Origin of the sequence: Pseudochrobactrum kiredjianiae (assembly GCF_030362795.1) — a bacterium.
Lineage (GTDB): Bacteria > Pseudomonadota > Alphaproteobacteria > Rhizobiales > Rhizobiaceae > Pseudochrobactrum > Pseudochrobactrum kiredjianiae.
Window position 1 is genome coordinate 35,475 of sequence record NZ_JAUCBM010000003.1, and the last position, 23,839, is coordinate 59,313.

Genomic DNA, 23,839 nt, shown 5'->3' on the forward strand with positions numbered 1-23,839 from the left:
AATTGATCATATCAGCTGGTGTGGCCGCATGATTGCGACGAAACCGACTATGTTTATGCGAGGCAGGAATGAAGCTCAGCCGACGACTGATACCGGATATCGCCATTTTGCAGGCTTTTGAATGCGCTGCACGTCATGGAAGTTTTACACAGGCAGCGCATGAGCTGAACCTGACGCAGAGCGCTGTGAGTCGTCAGATCAAGGATCTTGAAGGCCAGCTCGGCGTTTTGCTGTTTGAGCGAATCCGTCAGCGCATCCTGCTTTCCGATGCGGGACGCAAGTTTTTACCGGAAGTGCGCCGTCTGTTGAACCAGACTGAAGACACGATGTTGCGGGCAATGGCCTCGGCACAGTCGTCTTCGGCTTTCAGCGTGGCGACACTACCGACATTTGGCGCACGCTGGCTGATGCCGCGTATTCCGAATTTCATCGAAGAAAATCCGGGCGTGGCGTTTAATGTCGGTTCACGTACAGGTGTGTTCGACTTTGAAGAATATCCGTTTGATATGGCTATTCATTATGGTCAGCCGGTTTGGGCACATGCCACCTGTAACTATCTGTGCAGTGAGATGGTTGTGCCGGTCGCAAGCAGCGCTTTGATTGAAAGTCATCGTATTGTTGAGCCGGAAGATTTGCAAAAAGAGCCTCTGCTGCATCTGACGACGCGTCCGAAAATGTGGACTCAATGGTTTGAGCAATGCGAGGTTGATGCCCGCACCACTTATAGCGGCCATCGTTTTGATCAGTTTTCTATGGTGATCGAGGCAGCGGCTGCCGGGCTTGGAATCGGCCTGCTGCCGGTTTATCTGATTGAGCAGGAGTTGCAGGAAGGTCGTCTGCGTATTCTGTTTGATAAGCCTATGCGTACCGAGAATGACTATTATCTGGTGGTGCCGGAAGGCAAACATGAGAACCCGCTGATACAGACCTTTTCCGGTTGGATTCGCGGGCAGGTCGGTCAACATGACTATATGGCGCTGGTGCATCTGAACGCAGAATAAAGTATATACTACAACTAAAGTGGAACAGGTCATTCCGTGAATGAATGATCTGTTGCGCATAAATTGCTACTGTTGCCAAAACCGAAAGGTGTATGGCTGAATCTAACGTCAGAAAAAAAGACTTTAAGATCACTGACAAATAACAAACCGGACGAATTTCCGTGTTGTGCTTCAAATTTCAAACACTCAGAGTGTTGTGTGTGTATCCGCATTATATATACGGCGCTCTTTATCCATTTTGATCGTTGACCTTTTGTTTCAGCGCTATTGCGTGATGTGCCGGTTTTCAGGCACGCGATATTGGCAACGTTGTTTTTGAGAAATGAACTGACATGCTGAATAATCCCCGTTCTCACGGTCTCTGGGAAAAATCCGCTCCTGCCGCTCCGGTTACATCAGCGCTTAAAGGCGAGCTGACCGTTGATGTGGTTGTTGTCGGCGGTGGTTTTACGGGACTTTCAACCGCACTGAATTTGAGCGAGCGCGGCAGCAAGGTTGCCGTGCTGGAAGGCGTTGAAATCGGTTTTGGTGGTTCCGGCCGCAATGTCGGTCTGGTCAATGCCGGTATGTGGGTTATGCCGGATGATCTTCCAGGCGTTCTCGGCCAGAAATATGGCGACCGTTTGCTGGAAGAACTCGGCAACGGCCCGAAAATGGTTTTCGAGCGCATTGAAAAACATAATATTGCCTGTGAAGCGACCCGCACCGGCACCTTGCATTGCGCCGTCGGCCAGAAAGGTTTGCGCGAATTGCAGGATCGTGCGGAACAGTGGCAGCGTCGTGGTGCGCCGGTCACGCTGCTGAGTGCTGAAGAAACCGCAAAGAAGGTTGGTACCAAGGCCTATAGTGGTTCGCTGCTGGATATGCGTGCCGGTACAATTCAACCGCTGGCCTATGTGCGCGGTCTTGCCCATGCAGCACTTGCTGCCGGTGCACAGATTTTCACCGGTTCTCCGGTGACATCTACTGAACGCGTGGGAAATGACTGGGTTGTTCGCACCGCGCAAGGCTCGGTGCGCGCGCAGTGGATCGTTGTGGCTACCAATGCCTATACGCAGGCACCGTGGCCGCAGGTGCGTGCAGAAATTATGCATCTGCCTTACTTCAACCTTGCGACCAAGCCGCTAACAGCAGAACAGCAGGCGCAGATTCTGCCGGAACGTCAGGGCGTATGGGATACTAAAACAGTTTTGTCGTCCTATCGCTATGATCAGGCCGGTCGTTTGGTATTTGGTAGTGTGGGTGCGTTGCGCAATACCGGTACAGGTATTCATACGGCATGGGCAAAGCGTGAAATGAAGCGTCTGTTCCCGCAGCTTGGCAAAGTCGAGTTTGATTATGAATGGTACGGCCTGATCGGTATGACCAATGACAGCCTGCCGAAGTTCCATCGCTTTGATAAGAATGTGATTGGCTTCAGCGGTTATAACGGTCGCGGCATTGCCACCGGCACTGTGTTCGGCAATGTACTGGCACGCCATATCAGCGGTGAAATCAGTGAAGCTGAGCTGCCATTGCCGGTAACTGAACCGGAAACACAGTCCTTCCTCGGTATCCGCGAGGCCTATTATGAAACCGGCGCACAGATTGCACATTTTACCGGCGCTCGCTTCTGAGCGCCTAAATCAAAGAGCACGCTCGTTTTTGAGCGCTGCAATTTAAATTGCGCACGGTTCTAAGATAGATAAAGCGATATAATTTGAATTTTAACAGGGCATTGCTGGTTCAGTGCCCTGTTTCTTTTTGATTTCTGTGGTGAGTTTATTCTTTGTCATATACTTGTAGTGTTCATTTAATAAATGAGCGGCGAGTAACCGGCTCGCTCCGGTATCGGATGAATGATTTCAGGGATAAGAATCATGTTGCAGAAACGCACGTCACGTAAAACAGTTCTGGCTACTGCTCTGGCGGTCTTTATGGGCGCAACGGCGGTCAATGCAGAAACGCTCAATCTTTATACGTCGCAGCCGGAAGCTGATGCGACCAAGACTGTTGAAGCCTTCCGCAAAGCCAATCCTGATATTGATGTGCAGGTGTTCCGTTCGGGCACCAGCGATATCCTCAGCAAGCTGGCTGCTGAATTTGCTGCCGGTGCACCGCAGCCGGATGTGCTGCTGATTGCTGATGCTGTTTCGATGGAGCTTTTGAAAAAAGACAATCGTCTGAAAGCCTATGAAGGCGCGAAGACTGAAGGTCTGACAGAAGGTTCTTTCGATAAAGACAAAACCTATTTTGGTTCGAAGCTGATCACCACCGGTATTGCCTATAATACACAGGCGAAGAGCAAGCCTGAAAGCTGGGCTGATCTTGGCAAAGAAGAATACAAAGGCCAGATCGTGATGCCGAGCCCGCTCTATTCCGGTGCGGCTGCCTATATGCTCTCCGGCTTTGCGCTGAATTCAGAACTTGGCTGGGACTATTTCGAAAAGCTGAAAGCCAATGAGCTGATCAGCGTGCGTGGCAATGGTGCTGTGCTGAAATCCGTTGCCAGCGGCGAAAAGCCTTACGGTATCCTCGTGGATTTCATGGCGCTGAATGCCAAGGCGAAAGGCTCGCCGGTTGAATTCGTGTTCCCGAAAGAAGGCGTGCCAGCGGTGACCGAGCCTGTTGCAATTATGGCCACAGCCAAGAATGTTGCCGGCGCAGAGAAATTCGTTGATTTCATCCTCTCGGATGATGGACAGAAACTGGCGCTGGAGCAGGGCTATCTGCCTGCCAAAGAATCTGTTGGTCGCCCGAGCTGGCTGCCGGAAGGCACCAAAATCAACATCATGCCGATTGATACGCTCAAAGTTCTGGGTGTAACAGAAGCCGATAAGAAGCGTTTTTCTGAGCTGTTCGGCGGTTAAGGCATTCTTTGATGTCAGATAAAATATTTGGTCAGAGCCGGGATACGGCTCTGATCTTCCTTGTGGCGGCAGTAGTGTTCACGCTGTCTTTGTGGCCGATGCTGCGACTGGCGAGCGAGATTATCGCGCCGAATGGCCAGTTCTCAGACAGTGCTTTACGTTCTGCACTTTCTTCGACCTCGACATGGGTTGCCACCCGTAATTCTTTAATCACCGGCTTTGGCGGCACCTTTGCGGCTGTCATTTTGGGCAGTGCTGTGGCGCTGCTGGTGAGTCTTACGAATATTCGCGGGCGCGGCGTTTTCGTGCTGATGTTTGTGGTGCCATTGCTGATTGCGCCGCAGGTGACAGCGCTGGCATGGCTGCAACTCTTTGGCCCTGCGAGCCCTTTTCTTAAAATGATCGGCATGGCGCCGGAGCTGGGCAGCCGTAACCCGCTTTATTCCACCACCGGCATTATTGTTCTGCTCGGCATTCAATATGCGCCGCTGGTATTTCTGATTGTACGCGCCGGTTTGCGCAAATTGCCACGTGAACTGGTTGAAGCAGCGTTGAGCAGCGGTGCCAGCAAGTGGCGGGTAACGCGGACAATCATTGTGCCGCTGATGACACCATCGGTAATCGGTGCCTCTGCACTGGCTTTTGTTTCCTGTGTCGGCAATTTCGGTATTCCTGCATTCTTGGGCATTCCGGCCAATGTGCTGGTACTGCCGACCTTGATTTATCAGAAGCTTGCCGGTGGAGGACCATCGGTACTGTCGGAAGTCGCCGTGCTTTCGCTGCTGATCGGTGTGATCGCTATGGCGGGTATTCTTTGTCAGGACTATATGGCGCGCCGCCGCGACTACCGTATCGCATCAACCTCGCTGCCTGCTGCGCCTTTTGAACTTGGCTCATGGCGGCTGATTGTCGAGATTGCCTGCTGGTTGCTGATTGCCGTGGTGCTGGTGCTGCCTATGTTCGGCCTGTTGCTGACCGCATTGGTGCCTGCTTTCGGTATTCCGCTGAGCTGGCAGACGGCCACGCTGGATAATCTGAAATTCGTGATGCTGGATCATGCTGGCGCACGCCGTGCGCTGGTCAATTCATTTACATTGTCACTTGCCGCAGCCGGTTTTGCGGTGCTTGTAGCAGTGCCGCTCGGCTATCTCATCACATGGCGGTCGCGCTGGTGGACACGCTTGCTCAATCTTGCCGCCGAGCTGCCCTATGCTCTGCCGGGTGTAGTGCTGTCGATTGCTGCATTGCTGATGTTCCTCAAACCTTTGCCGGTTGTCGGACTGCATCTCTATAATACGATCTGGATCATTCTCTACGCCTATCTGGCTCGGTTTTTGGTGCTGGCCTTGCGCCCGACCATTACCGGTCTGCATCAGATTGACCGTGCTCTGGAAGAGGCGGCACAGGTCGCCGGTGCAGGGCTGATGACACGGCTGCGCACCATTGTGTTTCCACTGGTGGCACCGGCAACTTTGGCCGGTGGTGTGCTGATTTTCATGACGGCTTTTTCAGAACTGACAGTTTCTGCGCTACTATGGTCATCAGGGTCGGAAACGCTGGGCGTGGTGATTTTCTCTTTCGAGCAGGGTGGCGATTCACCCTATGCGTCGGCTGTTTCTGTGCTGGTCGTGCTGATTACATTCTTACTGATGCTGGTGACCAATATGTTCGCCAGATATCTGCCTGACGGAGTTCTGCCATGGCGGGATTGACTATCTCTCAGCTTTCCAAAAGCTTTAATGACACAAAAGTTTTGACCGATGTGTCTCTTGATATTGCCAATGGTGAGTTTATCGCGGTGCTGGGGCCTTCCGGCTGCGGCAAGACGACATTGCTGCGCATGATTGCCGGATTTGAACAGGCCAATGATGGCGTGATCTATGTCGGTGACAAGCTGGTGACCGGCAAAGGTCAGTTCGTGCCGCCGGAAAAGCGTCGTGTCGGTATCGTGTTCCAGAATTATGCTCTCTGGCCGCATATGACTGTTTCCGAGAATGTCGGCTATAGTCTGAAAATCGCCAAGGTGGAAAAAGCCGAGCGCGAACGCCGAGTGCAAGAGGCGCTGAAACTGGTTGATCTGCAAGGCTATGGGGATCGCCGTCCGGCCAATCTGTCCGGCGGGCAACGCCAACGCGTGGCACTGGCACGTTGTCTGGTGGCCGCACCGTCGCTGGTGCTGTTTGACGAACCGCTGGCCAATCTGGATGTGCATCTGCGTGCTTCGATGGAAGATGAATTTGCCCGCTTTCATAAACGCACCGGCACAACAATTGTTTATATCACCCACGATCAGGCCGAGGCCATGGCGCTGGCCGACCGTATTGCGGTGATGGACAAGGGCAGGCTGATGCAGTTTGCTTCACCGAAAACGCTCTATAATGAACCGGCGAATGCGATGGTCGCATCCTTTATCGCGCAGGGCATGGTGTTGCCTGCAGAGATTTTGAGCGTCAATGGCAGCGGTGCCTGTGAGGCCTTGGTTCTGGGGCAGCAGGTGCGCTTGCGCTGCCGCGCCGATGAAGTGGTGCGTAAAGATGCACAAATTTGTATCCGTGAAGACGATCTGGAACTGGTGAAACAGGACGGATTTGCCGTGCGGGTTAAACGCTCGGTCTATCAGGGTGGTGCATCACGGATTGAGGCCGTTGCCGAACAGGCACCGGAACTGAACCTGCATTTCAATCTGCCGGATCCGCTACATCTCAAAGCGGATGATGCGGCGCAATTACGTATCCGGTCAGGCTGGGTAATACCGGAAGCAGGTGCAGTATGAAGATCAATCTCTATGGCGGTTTCGGTGAAAAGGGGCGTTTAGGCGTTGGCATTAGCACGGCTGAAACCAAGCTGCTGTTTGATATCGGTATTAAAGTAGGCGCTACAGGGCGCGATTATTATCCGCTGATTGAGGTGGATGCGATCGCCGCGCTGGATGTTGTGCTGATTTCCCATGCCCATGAGGATCATGTCGGCGGGTTGTTGTGGTTGCTGGATCAGGGTTTTCAGGGGCGTATCCTGATGACCGCAGAGACTTTGGCTGAAACAGCTCAAACCTTGAAGAATTATGCCGAACAACAGCATCTGGAGAATATTGCATTTCCGCATGAGCGTATTGAACTGTTCAAAGCAGGCGATGTGTTGACGCTGGGTGATGCAGAAATCACCACCGGTCGTTCCGGCCATGTGGCAGGCGGCGTGTGGTTCTGCATTGAGGCCGAAGGACGTAAAGTTCTCTATAGCGGCGACGTCGTGCCGGATAGTCCTGTGCTGGAAATGGATGCATTTCCGCATTGTGATCTGTTGCTGCTGGATGCCTCTTATGGTGCGGATGCTATTTCAGGAGACACACGGGTACAGCAAATCCGCGAATGGATTTTGCAAAATCGTGATGGTTGCCTGCTGCCGACACCACTCTCCGGCCGATCATTGGAACTGATGGCGCTGATGCCGGTTAATTTTGCCATTCATGCGGATATGCGTGCTGCATTGGCTGAGCAGATTGCAGCGTCTGGTGCCTTGCGGGATGGTGTGGCCGGACGGTTGAAACAATTGCTGCATAATGCACAGGACTGGCGTGAAGATCAGGCGCTGCCGCGCTGTCCGCTGCTGACATTCGATGCAATGGGACGGGCAGGGCCTTCTGCCTATGCAATGACCCGTGCATTACGCACCGGCTGGCCGGTTCTGCTGACCGGTCACGTGCCGGAAGATACACCGGCCTTTGATATGTTGCGGGATGAGCTGGCAGACTGGATCAGACTGCCGACCCATCCGACTTTGAGCGGTATGGTCGCGCTTTGGGAGCACGCAGGTAAGCCTGATATGCTCGGCCATTCCTGTTCCGCTGCATTGCTTAGCGAATTGGCAGCGCATATTCCGTCGCTGCGTCAGGATGTGAAGAGCGGTGATGTGATAGAATTAGGAGCAGCCTGATGCGTATTTTGCTTTGCAATGATGACGGTATTGATGCTGAAGGTCTGGCTTTTCTGGAACGTGCTGCACGGGCATTGAGTGATGATGTGTGGGTGGTGGCACCGGATGGTAAGCGCACAGCTGCGGGTGCATCCATCACCATCGGCAAACCACTAACCATGGTGAAGCGTGCGGAACAACGTTATTCATGTTCCGGCACGCCAGCCGATTGTGTTGTGTCGGCGATGAGCTGGTTGTTCAAAGATCAGACCAAGCCTGATCTGGTGCTGGCAGGGATTAATGACGGGCGCAATGTGGCGGAAGATCTGGCCTATTCCGGCACACTCGGCATTGCCCGAGAGGCAACATTCTGGGGCATTCCCGCCATTGGTTTTTCACAGGTCAAACAGCCGCGCCGTGGTGAAAGCGATCTGGCCGCACTGGTGCAATTATTGCGCAACCTGTTAGCGCAGCGCACAGACTGGCAGAGAGAAGGGCACTGGCTGAGCATTAATCTGCCGCATAGTCTGCCTGCGCCAATTGCCCAGCCGCGCATCGGTCGGGACAAGATTGCATCATCGTCGGAGGTAGTCAGCACAGATGGTGATGAGACAGTGCTGATGGTGCCGCGCGGACGCCCGCATTCATCTTCTGACGGCGATGATAATGATCTGGTTGATCGCGGATTTATCTGCATTAACCGGCTCAACTGGTTTGGTGAGACGGAGCTAAGTGAGAATCTTATCAAAGCCTTAGACAGATAAGTTAGTCTTTCGATTCAGATATGAAAAAGCCGCTCAATTGAGCGACTTTTTCATTTTTATTACTTGCGTTTCATGGCTTCAAGCAGGGCTGCACCAAAACCACCCTGAACTTCAGCAGGCTTTTCCTGTGGCTTGGCTGTGAAATGCTTCTGTGCCGGACGTTGTCCGCGCTCACCCATAGGCTTAGGAGCAGCTTCACCACCGCCGTCTTTACGCATGGTCAAGCCGATACGTTTACGCGGCACATCAACCTCCGTCACGCGTACTTTGACCACATCACCGGCTTTCACCACTTCATGCGGGTCCTTGACGAATTTATCGGCGAGCTGGGACACATGAACGAGGCCGTCCTGATGCACGCCGATATCCACAAATGCACCAAAGGCGGCAACATTAGTCACAGTGCCTTCCAGCAACATGCCGGGTTTGAGATCTTTAATATCGTCAATGCCATCGGCAAAGGTCGCGGTTTTGAATTCTGGGCGCGGGTCGCGGCCTGGCTTCTCCAGCTCCGACAGAATGTCTTTGACGGTTGGCAGACCAAAACGCTCATCGACAAACACTTTCGGATCAAGCGCACGCAAAGCATTGGCATCGCCCATCAGCGAGCGCACATCACGACCGCAGGCGGCCACGATTTTGGCGGCCACGCCATAGGCTTCAGGATGCACGGATGAGGCATCAAGCGGCTCGGCGCCATTCGGAATACGCAGGAAGCCAGCAGCCTGTTCAAATGTGCGGTTGCCGAGACGGGCAACTTTGAGCAGGTCTTTGCGCTTCTTGAACGGGCCGTTTTCGTTGCGATGCGCAACAACGGCTTCGGCAAGCGATGTGCCAAGACCGGATACGCGAGCCAGCAATGATGCTGAAGCGGTGTTGAGATCAACGCCTACGGCATTCACGGCATCTTCAACAACCGCATTCAGCATATGGGCAAGACGGCTCTGATCCACGTCGTGTTGATACTGACCAACGCCGATGGATTTAGGCTCAATTTTCACCAGCTCTGCCAACGGGTCTTGCAGGCGGCGAGCGATAGAAACCGCTCCGCGCAGGGATACATCAAGCTGCGGGAATTCTGCTGCCGCTGTTTCCGAGGCTGAGTAAACCGATGCACCGGCTTCTGAAACGATTACTTTAAGCGGTTTTGGCGCAGGCATATCGCTCAATAAGTCCGCAACCAAGCGTTCGGTCTCACGGCTTGCAGTGCCGTTACCAATGGCGATCAGTTCCACTTTATGCTTGCGGATGAGAGCTGCGATTTCAATCTGTGCGCCGCGCAAATCATTGCGAGGCTGGAACGGATAAACCGTTGCTGTGTCCAGCAGCTTGCCGGTGCCGTCAACAATCGCCACTTTCACGCCGGTGCGAATGCCCGGATCAAGACCCATGGTAGCGCGGGACCCGGCAGGGGCGGCCAACAGCAGATCTTTGAGATTGCGCGCAAAAACATTGATCGCTTCTTCTTCCGCACGTTCGCGCAGATCGCGCATCAGATCAAGAGAGAGTGACAGCGAAAGTTTCACACGCCATGTCCAGCCGATCACTTCCATCAGCCATTTATCACCGGTGAGTGTGCCGCCCACCTGATAGCTATGGGCAATCATCCGCTCAACTGGTTTAACCGGTGAAGTATCCTGCTGGTCGACAGCAATATCCAGTGTCAGAAAATCTTCATTGCGGCCACGCAACATGGCAAGGGCGCGGTGGCCTGCCACTTTGTTCCACTGTTCACTATGGTCGAAATAATCAGAGAATTTCGCGCCTTCGGCATCTTTGCCTGCAACGACACGGGACTGTAGAGTCGTATTATCTTTCATATGATTGCGCAGGCGACCAAGCAGATCGGCATTTTCGGTAATGCCTTCGGCGATAATATCGCGTGCACCTTCAAGAGCGGCTTTTACATCAGCCACATCCGGCGTGATATAGGCGTTAGCCAGTTCCGCAGGCACCGCAGCGCGATTATCCAGAATAGCTTGCGCCAGAGGGGCAAGACCGCGCTCACGGGCGATCTCGGCACGTGTACGGCGTTTTGGCTTATAAGGGAGGTAAATATCTTCCAGCTCAGCTTTGGTGTTGACCTTGGCAATCTTCAGCTCCAGCTCGGGTGTGAGCTTTTCCTGTGTGCGGATGGATTCCAGAATAGAACTACGGCGCGCTTCCAGCTCACGCAAATAGGTCAGACGTTCGGACAGGTTACGCAATTGCGTATCATCAAGACCGCCGGTGACTTCTTTACGGTAGCGCGAGATAAACGGCACAGTCGAGCCTTCATCAAGCAGGCCTATCGCCGCTATGGCTTGCTCCGGTCTCGCATTGATTTCACCGGCAATGATCGCGGCAATCCGTCTGGTAATGTCTGTCATAAGAATCTCATGCTGATAATATCTCGAACATCATAGGGCTTTGATGCGGCGCATTGAAGGCCGGAATTGCTCCGTGCCTGAATATTCCAATGCTTAGCAATTGTTGAGACAGGATAAATTGACTGTGTAATAAATCGCGGTCAGGCCGTTTGAAGCTAGATCAAATTACATTGGAGGGTGGCTTGATCGTCATTTGTCAGATGGCGCTGTACACGAGCCCAAAACAGCCTCTATTTGCGGGCTTTGCCACCTTCAGCAACGATTTTTCCGCCCGTTTGCATATCCACGACATAGTAAAAAGAGGCGGTTCCACTCGCCTTTTTCTTCCTTTGCGGGCTGCTTACAAACCAATCATATTCGCCTGTGACCGCGCATAGATTATTCTCACACTGGACGCGAATTGAGTTCTCATTCACATAACTGCTTCTGACCGGCCAACGATCAAAATATTTTCTTTTGTCTTGAAGAACTTCGTAATGTGATAGTCGTTTGCCAAAAAAATCAACATAATCGGCATAGAGCCTATCAGCGACACGCAGAGCCGTGGTTGCATCATTATTGCTGTTGATCATCAGTTTCACAAATTCTGCCACTCTATCATTTGCGTCCTGATCTTCAGTGGCTTGTACCTTTGGCAGAGGCGGCAGTTTTCTAATATGTTGATCAGTGTTCTCAATAGGGGCTGCAGCGATTTTTGCCGGTCTGTCCGCATAGCAGACGATCTGAAATACGGAATTGGATACTTTTTCTGTAAGATCAACAGATGAGAGTTGCGGGCTGTTCGCATCTCCGTCTTTCTCAAAAGCGATATTTCTTGATTGGAGAAACAGTTCCAAAATATTGCTTTTAATCGCAAAATTGACATTCTGAGGAATGCTACCGCTCTGTTTAATCGCATAACTGTCATTAAGACGGGCAGAGTTTATTCCTAGAAGATAACCACTGCGATCGACGAGCGGGCCACCGGAGTTTCCTGGCTGAATTGGGGTGGATATTTGCAGATAGCGTGTATCGTTCTCAAGGCCGATAAGGGAATTAATGTTTCCCATCGTGATTTTGATGCCGTCTGACAAGATTTGCGCCAAGGGATATCCTAGTGCTGCCACATCTTCACCCAGACGAGGGGAGGTGTTTCGCAGTTTCAGAGGTTGTATCTCAGGCTTTAACGAGGTGAGTTGCAAAATTGCAAGATCGTTTTGTTTATCAATCTGAATGTTTTTTGCTTTGCCTAAAGAGGCGACTTCAACATAGCTGCAGTCTTCTACAACATGCGCATTCGTAACGATCCAGTTGTCTTTAGAAATTAAAAAACCAGTGCCTGTTCCGGCAGGCTGGGCGGCAAGTGCCGGTTGATTAATGGCGGCTGTTCCTACAGCTACAACCATAACAAATGCACTGAACGAACGCATATATTGCCACCCCTAGAGCATTTCACAGTCAAATTAGATCAATTTGGACAGTCTGTGACAATGCGATCAAACATAGAATGAGAGCGAGCGCTATGATCCAATCTGGATATAAACCGCTCTTGTCAATCTTTCCGATTTATAAGCACGTGCGTGAAGTGGAGTCCATGCGGCTTCGGTATTGTTTCGTTGTAAGAATGTTAGTTTTAAATTTTGCGTCGCATGCTTATCACATGAATTCGCCGCTATTATCTGCAACTGATTGAAAATAAACGAATCTCTTTGATGAGATAATATGATGAAAAGCTCATCTTATCTGTTTTATCAAAAGGAGATTTTACTGGAAGATTTGTTGGTAGCGGAGGACGGATTCGAACCGCCGACACAAGGATTATGATTCCTCTGCTCTAACCTACTGAGCTACTCCGCCCCACCGATGCTGCGAAGCATTAAACTGTTTCGCGAAGCACTTGTTCTCGTTGGGAACGGGGGTCGTATAAGTCGGTATGTGCATAGCTGTCAAGCGCTGTTATGCATTAATCGGTATTGTAATCCATCTTTTGCAAAGTTATTGAGTTTTCAACAAGCAAAGGCAGAAAAATATGGCACCGCGTATCGCAGTTCTCGGTTGTGGCTATTGGGGCAACAACCATACCCGTACTCTAAAAGGTCTCGGCGTGCTGGCTGCAGTCAGCGATATTGATCCGGCACGATCAGCAAAATTTGCTGCAGACTATGATGTGGCGCAAATCAGCATTGATGATCTTTTCGCCTCGAAAGACATTGATGCGATTGTTATGGCGCTTCCGGCGCAGTTTCATGCGCAATATGCCATCCGCGCTGTGGAAAGCGGCAAGGATGTTCTGGTTGAAAAGCCGATTGCTCTGACTGTTGCCGATGGTGAGGCAGAAATCGCCGCCGCCAAACAGCATGGCCGCATCTTTATGGTTGGCCATATTCTGCGCTTCCATCCGGCATTTGAAAAATTGCTGGAACTAACACAGAGCGGTGAGCTCGGCAAAATCGGCTATATTCAGGCACATCGTATCGGCCTTGGTAAATTCCACGGCCAGAATGATGCTTTGTGGGATCTGGCACCGCATGATTTGTCGATGATTCTGGCGCTGACTGGTTGTGAGCCGACTGCTGTCCGTGGTGAAGGTGCGGCAATGGTCGATCATTTGAGCGATTTTGCTCATCTGCACATGGAATTTCCAAACGGTATCCGTAGTCATCTTTTCGCATCGCGCCTGAATCCGATCATGGATCGTCGCCTTGCCGTTGTTGGTGACAAGGCTATGGCTGTTTTTGATGATGCTGAGCCGTGGGAGCGTAAACTGACCCTGTTCCGTCATAAAGTCTGGCAGGAAAACGGCCAGATTGCATTCACCAAAGCTGATCCGGAATATGTGCCGGTGCAGGAAAGCATGCCGCTAACCCGCGAGCTGGAACATTTTATTCATTGCATTGAAACACGGGAAACCCCGCGTACCAATGGTGAAGAAGCTGTGAGCGTGCTGCGTATTCTGACCAAAGGCACGGTGAGCCATCCGGCAGGCTGAGCGGAATCACAAATATTTGAGATATCCGGCTCTGTGCTACGCTGACGTGTCGGTTAGATTGGCACATAATATGGCGCATAGAGAGGGGCATTTGCCCTGATCTATGTGGACAGACGGCGGGAATATAAAAAACAAAGAGATAGAGCGGCTTTTCTGGTGTAAGAACCTGTCAGGCCGCTTATAGCGACTGCAGAGCGGGATGACGGGAGACGCGACATTCCGCAATTGCTTCAAGCTGTGTTACATTATTTGCTAAACCGTGAATGATCCGACATGGCGAAGTCTCTTTTGAGAGACTAAATACTACTCGATTCGCTGGTGCGCGCGTGCATGGTGCGGATCAATTGATATTGGAGCCGACATGCAATTCATCGATCTTGTGAGCCAGCGCGCTCGCATTGAAGACCGTCTTAACGCTGCTGTACTGAAAGTTATCGCAGAAGGTAAGTATATTCTCGGACCTGAAGTTGCTGAGTTTGAGAAGCAACTTGCTGATTACGTAGGCGTCAAGCATGTTCTGGCCTGCGCCAATGGTACAGACGCTTTGCAGATGCCGCTGATGGCAATGGGCGTTGGTCCCGGCGATGCTGTTTTCTGCCCGAGCTTTACCTTTGCTGCAACCGCTGAAGTGGTGGCGCTGGTTGGTGCGGAAGCGGTTTTCGTAGATGTTGAAGAAGACACCTACAACATGAACGTCGAACAGTTGCAGGCAGCCATTGATGCCGTGCGCAAAGAAGGCCGCCTGATGCCAAAAGCGATCATTCCGGTTGATCTGTTCGGTCTGCCTGCTGATTATCGTGCAATCATGACGATTGCGGATAAAGAAGGCCTCAAAGTGATTTCCGATGCTGCCCAGTCGATCGGCGGCAAGCGCGATAACGCAATGTGCGGTTCTTTCGGCCATGTTGGTGCAACCAGCTTCTACCCTGCCAAGCCGCTCGGCTGCTATGGCGACGGTGGTGCGATCTTCACCAATGATGACGAGCTGAACGATGTTCTGCGCTCTATCCATTTCCACGGTAAGGGTGAAACCCAGTACGACAATGTGCGTATTGGCTTGAACTCGCGTCTGGACACTATTCAGGCAGCTGTTTTGCTTGAAAAAATGGCTATTCTGGAAGACGAAATGGAAACCCGTCAAAAGGTTGCCAATCGTTATGCCGAAGGTCTGGGTGACATTGTTAAAGTTACCCGTCCTGCTGCTGGTATCCGTTCCGCATGGGCACAATATTCGATCGAAACCGAACGCCGCGATGAGCTGAAAGCCCATCTGCAGGCTCAGGGTATTCCGTCGGTTATTTATTATGTGAAGCCGCTGCATTTGCAGACTGCTTACAAGCATTACATGGTTGCGCCAGGCGGTTTGCCGGTATCGGAAGCTTTGCCTTCACGCATCCTCAGCCTGCCAATGCATGCTTATCTCTCGGATGAAGATCAGGAACGCATCATTTCCGCGATTCGTGAGTTCCACGGTAAATAAGCAACGCAATCAGCGTGATGAAATGAATAATGAGGCCGGATGGAAACATCCGGCCTTTTTGCTTTTTCAAAGGGGCAGTGAAAAACAGACGGGATGCCTGAAAATGCAAAGATGAGTTGAAAATTCATATTATTGAATGCTAGAGCGGTTTGCGTTCATGTTGGATCGCAGTGCTCGCTCTAGTTTCTTTAGTTTGTCGCATTATCCCGACGTCAAGTTGATCCAACTTGACTGTGAAATGCTCTAGCTGAAGCAAACTGATTGGTTTCTGATCAGACAGAAGCAACAGGAGAGATTATGAATAAGCCTGTCTTTATTGCGCAGACGGACATTTCCTCAGCGCAGCCTGAGAAAATATTTGAAAACCTGTTGTCCGGTTACGCTGAGCATTATCCGGTGGAACGTAATGACAATAAGGCCACGATTGCCTTGCAGATGGGCATTGCAAAGCTGACGCTGGAGCAAGGGCATCTGGCTGTTGTGACAGAGGCCAAGAATGAGAGCGATCTGTCTTATCTGAAATTCGCTGTCGCTGAAGGTATTATCCACCATGCAGCCGGAGAGGCGTTGAATTTCCGCTGGGAAGGTGATGGTGCCGGTGAGGGCAGTCTGCCGCCGTTTTTCCGGGAGATGACAGTGATTGGCGTGCGGAATGTAACGCCGCATATGCGCCGTATACGCCTGCGTGGTGATGATCTGGCACGCTATGCGACCGGTGGTTTGCATGTGCGTCTGGTCTTGCCGCCAAAGCCGCCGTTAAAACCGCAATGGCCGCATCTGGGCGCGGACGGACGACCTGTCTGGCCGGACGGCGAGCAGAAGCTGACCAACCGTGTTTACACGATCCGCACGATCAATGTGGAAGAGAACTGGGTTGATATTGATATGGTCGTGCATCCGAGCACGGACACGGCCCCCGGTACGGAATGGGCGATGCAGGCGCAGATCGGTGATATTATTGGCATGACCGGCCCCGGTGGCGGCGATGCCGGTGAGGCGGATGTCTATATACTGATTGGCGATGAGACGGCATTACCGGCAATTTCCCGCATTTTAGAGCGGTTACCTGCTACAGCCATGGCGACAGTTCGTATTGAAGTAGCCGATGAGGATGAAGAACAGGTGCTTGAAACAGCGGCCATGCTGGATCTGGAATGGCTGCATCGCAATGGTGCTGAAGCCGGAACGACCTCGCTGTTGATAGATGCGGTGCAGGATGCTGCACCGATGCCGATTGATGGCCAGCGTATCTTTGCATGGGCAGGCTGTGAGTTTGATGCTTTTAAGGCCATTCGTGCCTTCTGGCGCAAAGAATGTGGCTTAAACCGTGATGATCATATGGCCGTTGCCTATTGGCGCCGTGGCGTTGCAGGGCGGGATTAACCGCTTATCGCAAAGCGGTAAAACAGAGGCGGCGTGCTCTGAGAGTATGAAACAGCGCAATGTGGGCAATAACACATTGCACTGTCCTGATCCGATCAGACGGATTTATCTTTTATCCGCTTGGCCAGACTTTTGGATTTTTTCTTTTTACTGGCAGAGGGCGGCGCGGATGGCTCGGCTTTTTCTTGCAGAAGAGCAGGAATAGGTGAAGCCTCTCCTTCCTGCACTGCCGTTTTTACGACCATTTCGGCTGCAAGTTCGCTGATGGTTTCTCGCAACTTGTAATCTTGATCGCTTAAGCCTCGGCTGTTCGTGCCGGCAATTTTGCTCTGGTGATCCAGTTTTTCCTGTACATCAGAAAGCTCGGTAATCAGCCTGTGTAGTTTTTCTTCAAGCGCCTGATTGCGGTGTTTCTCACTCTCTAGAGATGTTTTCAATGCGGTCACCTGAGAAGCCAGTTCTGAATTAATGCTGTTGAGTTGTTTTTTGTCCTGCCGCAAATCGCTTGCCTCGCGGCGCAGGCGATCTGCCTCAGTGTTTTTTTGCGCAACTTCTTTACGCAGGGTTTCGCTGAGTTGGTTCAGAGCTTCATTCTGGCGCTGTAAGCGACCATGCTCTGCTGTTGCAGCTTCCTGTTTGGCGTGAAGCTGTTTCAGATTGTTTTGCAATGCTGTTAGCTGCTGTTTGTCATCCTGCAGCTGTATTTTTAAGACTTCCAGCTCTTGCTGCAAAGGCTTAATTTTTTCCAGCTCACTACGATCTGTGCTGATTTTCAACAAAGCCTGTGTGTGCTTTTCACGGATTTCCAATGCCTGCATTTCAGCTTTACGCAGGCTGAGTGCATGCGCTGCCCGCAGCAAATCCCTGTCAGCTTCAATGGCTGTGAGAGACATTGGCAATTGTACAGCCATCTGCTTTTGCCACAGATAATGCGCACGTCGCCAGAATAGCGGTGCGGCCAGCAAAATCAGAAAGGCTGCGCATAAAAAGCCCAGCAGAAAAACCAGTACGGATTGTATCACGATCTGCCGATCTCCGGTGCTTTCAGACGATCATGTGAACGCGCGAAAATGCTGTTCGTCAGAACCTGTGCAAGTCTTAGAGACAGGCACAGGTACAAATATAAATGTTCTAAAGGTTCAGAACGGGTTCCATGTGGCTGATGGTGTCAGCTTGAGATAGCCGATATTAACGCCGAGGCGGGCACCAACGCCGGTACGAACCGGAACCAGCAGAATATTGCCGCGCTTCAGGACATTGAAACCGGCACCAGCAATGACATAAGCCGAACCGGAAACGCCAGCATAACGGCCATAAAGCATGTTCACATCATCCAGATTGTAAACCAGCATCATAACGCGCGAACCCTGACCACCAAAATCCCAGCCGAGGGATGGTCCCTGCCAGAATGTTTTGTGGTCACCGGCATTCTTTGTATAGAGGGTGCCTTCGCCAAATGTCAGGCCGCCTACAAACGCGCCCGAGCCTTCTTCGCCCAGAATATAACCGTTTGGCAGGCCGTAGCTCTGGAATACTTTTTCAATTGCAGATGCAACGCCGCCCGAGGTCGAGCCGAAAAAACGATGACCGGAGGCAACAATTTCCTCCATACTGAAGCCTTCATTGGCTTTGGCCTGTTGCGGCAAAACGCTAATCAGAGCCATTAATCCTATTATGACCGATGCAACACGCATGCGGAAAGAGGACAGGTTTAAGGTAGCCATTAAAAATTCCTTTTGGCTGCTTGGCTCGCTCTGTCTGACACGGACAATCACTAATCCTGACGGAAATGACTGGTCCTGCTCCTTAAACATGCGCAACCTGTTGCGCATATGCTTAAAACCCTGTCCGGATTTGCAATTCTGATGACTGCATTCTCCGGTTCGCATCCGTTTTAAGTATGGGATGCTTCATGTGCGAAAACGTTTTTTACTATTTTCTGCACGGACATGACGCTCATTGTGCGTCAAAAACCTTGTTGAATTGTTTATATGAAAAATTGTCCTTTCAATGACTTAATGAAACGGCATTTAAATTGTTTTTGTCGTGTTATTTGGTAATCATTAAGCCTATTCGCGCATAATCGCGGCACAGGGATGCCATAGCATCCTGTTAGCAGTTTGTGTTCCGGTGATTCGTTTTGCGATGTGACAAATTTTTGCCCGCAAGCATGAGACGGAATTTTTGAATTAAGCCTGCTTGCAGGCAGAGATAATATTTGGAGACGCAATCAATGGCCTTGCCTGTTGTTCTTTCTGCGGTTGATTTGGGTGCATTGCTGTGCAGCCGCATTTGCCACGACATTATTTCACCGGTGGGTGCGATTAATAATGGTTTGGAACTGCTGGAAGAGGGCGGTGCTGATGAAGATGCGATGGCTCTGATTGCTGCCAGCGCGCGCAATGCTTCTGCCCGTCTGCAGTTTGCCCGTATTGCTTTTGGTGCTGCCGGTTCTGCCGGTGTACAGATTGATACTGGTGATGCGCAAAATGTTGCCACCGCTTATATGGCGAATGAAAAGCCGGAATTTACCTGGACCGGTACCCGTGCATTCCTGCCTAAAAATCAGGTTAAACTGCTGCTGAATATGATCCTGATCGGTATTTCATCCATTCCGCGTGGCGGCAATCTGGATGTGGTGATGGAGGATATGGAAACAGATCCGAAAATCAGTGTTAAAACCCGTGGCCGTATGCTGCGCGTACCACCGAAGTTCAAAGAACTGCATGAGGGTATTGTACCGGAAGAAGCGATTGATGCTCATGCTGTGCAGCCATATTACACGCTGCTGCTGGCTGAAGAAGCTGGTATGGAAATCGTGATTGATGTGAGCGAAGAAGAAATCATTTTCCGCGCGCAGATGCAGGAAGTCGAACCTGCATTTCAGGGCGATGTTCCTGAAAGTGACGATGGCACAGTCGCTGCAGATGCCGGTACGCTCGCTGACGATTGATGAATCATCATCTTGTATGACTTATTGAATAGCCGCGCAGTTTTTACACTGCGCGGCTTTTTCGTGCCTGTCACTTAGAGCGCATGCGCGCTCTTGGGCGCACAAAGGTCGATCTAACACTTTATATTTACAGAGTAATTTAACGTTAAACTGATCCAAGTTTAAGGAATTATGCTGTAGGTAATAAAAAACCCCGCTAAAGCGGGGCTTTTGGATATCGCTTATGCATAAAACTTATGCGATTTCGCGATGTTCGATACCATCCTGATCGCGCAGCACATAACCACGACCCCAGACTGTTTCGATATAGTTCTGGCTACCGGAAACAGCATCGAGCTTCTTGCGCAGTTTGCAGATGAAAACGTCGATGATTTTTAGTTCCGGTTCGTCCATGCCGCCATAAAGATGGTTGAGGAACATTTCCTTGGTCAGGGTTGTGCCCTTACGTAAGGAAAGCAATTCCAGCATCTGATATTCTTTGCCGGTGAGGTGAACGCGCTGGCCGCCGACTTCTACAGTCTTGGCATCCAGATTAACGATCAGATCGCCGGTGGTGATTACAGACTGTGCATGGCCTTTCGAACGACGAACGATTGCATGAATACGGGCAATCAATTCATCTTTATGGAAAGGTTTTGTCATATAGTCGTCAGCTCCGAAGCCGAGGCCGCGAACCTTATCTTCAATACCAGCCATACCGGACAGGATGAGAATAGGGGTCTTTACCTTGGACAGGCGCAGTGTGCGCAGCACTTCGTAACCTGACATATCCGGCAAGTTCAGATCGAGCAGGATAATATCATAATCGTAGAGCTTACCCAGATCGATGCCTTCTTCGCCCAGATCTGTCGTGTAAACATTGAAGCTCTCTGACTTGAGCATCAACTCGATGCTTTGTGCAATTGCACTATCGTCTTCAATCAAAAGAACGCGCATCTCAGAATCCCTTTTTTCCGCCGCTTAACCTGATCCAGCAGTTAACTGCTTAACAGCACTCGCTTTGAACCAAGTCTGCCACCGAATGGTTAACAAAATATGATTCTCATTGGCAATAGTAAATATCAGTCTTGTAGCATTTTCATCTAACTATTTGAATTCACAATACAATCACTTGAAAAATTTCTTAATAAATTAGTTTAAGAAATCGTTATAAGTGATTCAGCAGATTCATTTTTTCATTGTTGCTGAAAAAACACAGCGAATTTACCTAGCCTTAAGTCCTAACCGCTATGATTAACGCTGTACGTAAAGGAATGGTTACCAAAAGCCCGAAATCTTAATTTTTTGTTTCAAAATTAAGAAGTTTCTTTGCGTGATGGGGTGGTCGCAGGCGGAAAATCGTCAAAAGCTGCCTGTGAAGTTGGTGTTCAAGGAGTAATGCGTATGAAGCCACGTGAAAGTCTTGTCCGGCTGAAACTGTTTCAGGTTAAAGAAAAGCGCCGGCAAATTGGTCAGCTTGATCTGATGATGGGTGAGTTCGAGCGTATGGCCGGTGAGCTTGATGCGCAGATCCAGTCAGAAGAGCGCAAAGCAGGTATTACGGATATAACCCATTTTGCTTATCCGACCTTTGCCAAAGCCGCGCGTCAGCGTCGCGATAATCTTTTTGATTCGATCCGCGATCTGATGTCTCAGAAAGATGCTGCCGAAGCAGACCTGCTGGAAGCCGAAGCTAATCTCGCCCGCGCCGAAGCTCTCGAAACCCGGGACGGCAAGATCAAAGAGATTGAAGAGGCTCCTGTCTATGATCGTCGCGTCATGATCGGCTAAAGATTTCGGCTCTGATGGCCTGCAAATGGCGACTTTTTGCGCTTCCGGTGCTCATGTACACACGGCACCGCACGTCCAATAGGACGTGCAAAGGTTGCCGTGATCTCAAGACTGCATAATCTTATCTTTCATCAGCAGATGAAAGGATTATGCAGGGTACATTCCGCTCCGGTTCTCAAAACTCACCATTTTCGTCTCATCATAACCAAAATCTAACCAGTTCTGCCTCGCTTGGTATGAACAGGCACAGTTTACAATGCATAATTCCTTAAACCCGATGGTCTAAGGAATTATGCATTTTTTGTTCTGTAGGTTTGGATATGGCTCAATGAGGTTGGAATTTGGTTAAACCTTTGTGGCGATTGAACCTTTTCAAAGTGTGATGCGTTAGCATCTTGAGCTGCCTTGGGCTTAGAGCGTGCTTTAAAAACAACAAAGCCGGAGAGCATGGCTCTCCGGCTTTTTGTGTTTAGAACCTGCCGCAGCGCGGCAAATTCAGTTTTCTGATCACGCCGTCCCTCAAACCCAAGAGGGGGAAGCTTAGTGTCTGTATTGTTGTATGCGGGTTGTCCGCAAACCGGCGAGACCATGCTCGTCGATGGACAACTGCCAAGACAGAAACTCTTCGACTGTCAGCGTATAACGCTGACAGGCTTCCTCTAGGCTGAGGAGGCCGCCGCGAACAGCAGCAACAACTTCAGCCTTGCGGCGGATAACCCAGCGCCGTGTATTTGACGGCGGGAGGTCTGCAACGGTGAGCGGACTTCCATCCGGACCGATGACGTACTTTACTCGTGGTCTTACCAGATCGGTCATTGTACTCTCTACACAACACTCAAGGACCTAATCACGCTTCACGATAGCGTCACAGCTTTAAAAAAGAGCTAAGCACTCGGTAAGGCTCTGGTAATAAATAATAATTTTTATTAATCATTAAGCAGAAGAAGCTTGAAAACGCCATATTTTGGTCGTTTTAAGCGTTTTTCACGTGTTTTCGTGTCAAAAAAAAATATTAAAAAAACGCGTTTAAGCTGCGGCATCTTGGCAAGGCGGTTCAGAATGGCCTATATAAGGGGAGAATTTGAAGCAAGATATCGGGTTATTGCCCGGATATGGATCCAATCATGAAACTGAACAGCCTCGATTTACCGGGTAAACCGGAAGATACACGCATTGTTGTTGCAATGTCTGGGGGCGTTGATTCTTCGGTCGTTGCCGGTATTCTTAAACGTGAAGGCTATGATGTTGTTGGCGTAACCCTTCAGCTGTATGATCATGGCGCTGCCGTGCACCGTGCCGGTTCCTGCTGTGCAGGACAGGACATCGAAGATGCGCGCCGTGTTTCTGAAAGCTTGGGCATCCCGCATTACGTCCTGGATTATGAAGCACGCTTCCGCGAAGCCGTTATTAATCCTTTTGCCAATAGCTATGTGAGCGGTGAAACGCCGATTCCATGTGTTGCCTGTAACCAGACAGTAAAATTTGCTGATCTGCTGGCCACAGCGCGCGATCTGGGCGCGGCGGCACTTGCGACCGGTCACTATATCCGCAGCGGCGAGAACGGCGACCACAGAGCTTTATTCCGTCCTGTTGATGCGGATCGCGATCAGAGCTACTTCCTTTTTGCCACTACGCAGGAGCAGATCGATTATCTGCGTTTCCCGCTGGGCAATCTGCCAAAAGCGCAGGTTCGCGAAATGGCTGAGGAAATGGGACTGACTGTTGCCAAGAAACAGGACAGTCAGGACATCTGTTTTGTTCCGCAGGGCAAATATTCCGACATTATTTCCCGTTTGAAGCCGGAAGCCGCAACACGTGGTCATATCGTGCATATTGACGGCCGTGTTCTCGGCGATCATGAAGGTATTGTTCATTATACCGTTGGTCAGCGTCGCGGGATCGGCATTGCTACCGGTGAACCGCTTTATGTGGTGCATCTGGACGCTGCCCATGCGCGCGTTATTGTTGGCCCACGTGAAGCGCTTGAAACGCATAAAGTATTCTTGCGTGATGTGAACTGGCTGGGCGATGGTTCGCTTGATGATCTGCCTGCAGAAGGTGTTGAAGTTTTTGCCAAGGTTCGCTCAACGCGTCCGCCAAAGCCTGCTGTGCTGCATCATGCAGACGGACAGACCTGGGTGGAGCTGATCGACGGCGAAAGCGGTATCGCTCCGGGACAGGCCTGTGTGCTCTATTCCGATGACAGCAATACGGCTCGTGTGTTTGGCGGTGGTTTCATTGCCCGCTCAGAACGCGCGCCTGAAGCTGAAAAAATGCTGCGTGAACTGACAGGGAGTGGCGCAGCCGCGACATCAAAGTCGATTTCTGCTGCCTGATACAGTCTGAATAATCTGAAATGCTTGAACAGCCCTAATCCAGTGGATTAAGGCTGT

At 50.8% G+C, this 23,839-nt stretch carries 18 protein-coding genes, 1 tRNA gene and 1 pseudogene; 13 read left to right on the forward strand and 7 right to left on the reverse strand.

Going from position 1 to position 23,839, the window contains the following annotated elements; translation table 11 throughout:
* The first annotated feature begins 68 nt into the window (after positions 1-68).
* The 7 genes from QUF18_RS07940 to QUF18_RS07970 all read left to right on the forward strand — a co-directional run bounded on the left by QUF18_RS07940 (position 69) and on the right by QUF18_RS07970 (position 8,523).
* Complete coding sequence (locus QUF18_RS07940) at positions 69-1,001, forward strand: LysR family transcriptional regulator (RefSeq protein WP_113944611.1); 933 nt, start codon at positions 69-71, stop codon at positions 999-1,001.
* 332 nt (positions 1,002-1,333) lie between these two features.
* Entirely contained in the window at positions 1,334-2,617 is a 1,284-nt protein-coding gene (locus tag QUF18_RS07945) for an NAD(P)/FAD-dependent oxidoreductase (RefSeq protein WP_289386531.1), read from the forward strand.
* Between the two features lie 300 nt (positions 2,618-2,917).
* Positions 2,918-3,850, forward strand: coding sequence for an ABC transporter substrate-binding protein (locus QUF18_RS07950; RefSeq protein ID WP_289386793.1), 933 nt, complete (start codon positions 2,918-2,920; stop codon positions 3,848-3,850).
* An 11-nt stretch (positions 3,851-3,861) separates the two neighbouring features.
* Positions 3,862-5,562 carry an ABC transporter permease gene (locus QUF18_RS07955; protein WP_289386532.1) on the forward strand — a complete coding sequence of 567 codons (1,701 nt, stop codon included), beginning with the start codon at positions 3,862-3,864 and terminating at the stop codon, positions 5,560-5,562.
* Complete coding sequence (locus QUF18_RS07960; protein WP_289386533.1) at positions 5,550-6,623, forward strand: ABC transporter ATP-binding protein; 1,074 nt, start codon at positions 5,550-5,552, stop codon at positions 6,621-6,623. The genes QUF18_RS07955 and QUF18_RS07960 overlap by 13 nt, the downstream gene beginning before the upstream one ends.
* Positions 6,620-7,780, forward strand: a complete 1,161-nt coding sequence (locus QUF18_RS07965) for an MBL fold metallo-hydrolase (RefSeq protein WP_289386534.1) — start codon at positions 6,620-6,622, stop codon at positions 7,778-7,780. The genes QUF18_RS07960 and QUF18_RS07965 overlap by 4 nt, the downstream gene beginning before the upstream one ends.
* On the forward strand, positions 7,780-8,523 hold the full coding sequence (locus tag QUF18_RS07970) for a 5'/3'-nucleotidase SurE (RefSeq protein ID WP_289386535.1): 744 nt from the start codon (positions 7,780-7,782) through the stop codon (positions 8,521-8,523). The genes QUF18_RS07965 and QUF18_RS07970 overlap by 1 nt, the downstream gene beginning before the upstream one ends.
* A gap of 59 nt (positions 8,524-8,582) precedes the next feature.
* On the opposite strand, the gene QUF18_RS07975 is transcribed toward QUF18_RS07970, so the two are convergent.
* The 3 genes from QUF18_RS07975 to QUF18_RS07985 all read right to left on the reverse strand — a co-directional run bounded on the left by QUF18_RS07975 (position 8,583) and on the right by QUF18_RS07985 (position 12,728).
* A complete protein-coding gene (locus QUF18_RS07975; protein ID WP_289386536.1) occupies positions 8,583-10,892 on the reverse strand; it encodes a Tex family protein in 2,310 nt (769 codons plus the stop codon).
* 230 nt (positions 10,893-11,122) lie between these two features.
* Entirely contained in the window at positions 11,123-12,301 is a 1,179-nt protein-coding gene (locus QUF18_RS07980; RefSeq protein ID WP_289386537.1) for a S1 family peptidase, read from the reverse strand.
* Positions 12,302-12,651: 350 nt separating this feature from the next.
* Positions 12,652-12,728 (reverse strand) — tRNA-Met (locus QUF18_RS07985).
* Between the two features lie 172 nt (positions 12,729-12,900).
* Between QUF18_RS07985 and QUF18_RS07990 the strand changes: the two genes are divergently transcribed.
* From QUF18_RS07990 to QUF18_RS08000, 3 genes are all read left to right on the forward strand, one after another.
* On the forward strand, positions 12,901-13,860 hold the full coding sequence (locus tag QUF18_RS07990; RefSeq protein WP_289386538.1) for a Gfo/Idh/MocA family protein: 960 nt from the start codon (positions 12,901-12,903) through the stop codon (positions 13,858-13,860).
* Positions 13,861-14,221: 361 nt separating this feature from the next.
* Positions 14,222-15,340 (forward strand): DegT/DnrJ/EryC1/StrS family aminotransferase, encoded by a 1,119-nt coding sequence (locus QUF18_RS07995; protein WP_289386539.1) that lies wholly within the window; start codon positions 14,222-14,224, stop codon positions 15,338-15,340.
* Positions 15,341-15,637: 297 nt separating this feature from the next.
* Positions 15,638-16,723, forward strand: a complete 1,086-nt coding sequence (locus QUF18_RS08000) for a siderophore-interacting protein (RefSeq protein ID WP_289386540.1) — start codon at positions 15,638-15,640, stop codon at positions 16,721-16,723.
* 95 nt (positions 16,724-16,818) lie between these two features.
* On the opposite strand, the gene QUF18_RS08005 is transcribed toward QUF18_RS08000, so the two are convergent.
* Positions 16,819-17,745, reverse strand: a complete 927-nt coding sequence (locus QUF18_RS08005; RefSeq protein ID WP_289386541.1) for a hypothetical protein — start codon at positions 17,743-17,745, stop codon at positions 16,819-16,821.
* 117 nt (positions 17,746-17,862) lie between these two features.
* Positions 17,863-18,447 carry a DUF1134 domain-containing protein gene (locus QUF18_RS08010; protein ID WP_289386542.1) on the reverse strand — a complete coding sequence of 195 codons (585 nt, stop codon included), beginning with the start codon at positions 18,445-18,447 and terminating at the stop codon, positions 17,863-17,865.
* 509 nt (positions 18,448-18,956) lie between these two features.
* Here QUF18_RS08010 and chpT point away from each other — a divergent pair.
* Positions 18,957-19,583: pseudogene (gene chpT / locus QUF18_RS08015) on the forward strand (histidine phosphotransferase ChpT); the annotation flags it as partial.
* A 327-nt stretch (positions 19,584-19,910) separates the two neighbouring features.
* On the opposite strand, the gene ctrA reads toward chpT, so the two are convergent.
* Positions 19,911-20,612 (reverse strand): response regulator transcription factor CtrA, encoded by a 702-nt coding sequence (ctrA, locus tag QUF18_RS08020; protein ID WP_113944626.1) that lies wholly within the window; start codon positions 20,610-20,612, stop codon positions 19,911-19,913.
* Positions 20,613-21,059: 447 nt separating this feature from the next.
* On the opposite strand from ctrA, the gene QUF18_RS08025 reads away from it, so the two are divergent.
* Positions 21,060-21,446: a flagellar export protein FliJ gene (locus tag QUF18_RS08025; RefSeq protein ID WP_289386543.1), complete on the forward strand. Its 387-nt coding sequence runs from the start codon at positions 21,060-21,062 to the stop codon at positions 21,444-21,446.
* Positions 21,447-21,986: 540 nt separating this feature from the next.
* Here QUF18_RS08025 and sciP read toward each other — a convergent pair.
* On the reverse strand, positions 21,987-22,262 hold the full coding sequence (gene sciP / locus QUF18_RS08030; protein ID WP_075655983.1) for a CtrA inhibitor SciP: 276 nt from the start codon (positions 22,260-22,262) through the stop codon (positions 21,987-21,989).
* 308 nt (positions 22,263-22,570) lie between these two features.
* Here sciP and mnmA point away from each other — a divergent pair, with 308 nt between their 5' ends.
* The gene (gene mnmA / locus QUF18_RS08035) at positions 22,571-23,782 is read left to right on the forward strand and encodes a tRNA 2-thiouridine(34) synthase MnmA (protein ID WP_289386544.1); all 1,212 of its coding nucleotides are present in this window, start codon (positions 22,571-22,573) and stop codon (positions 23,780-23,782) included.
* Positions 23,783-23,839 lie beyond the last annotated feature (57 nt).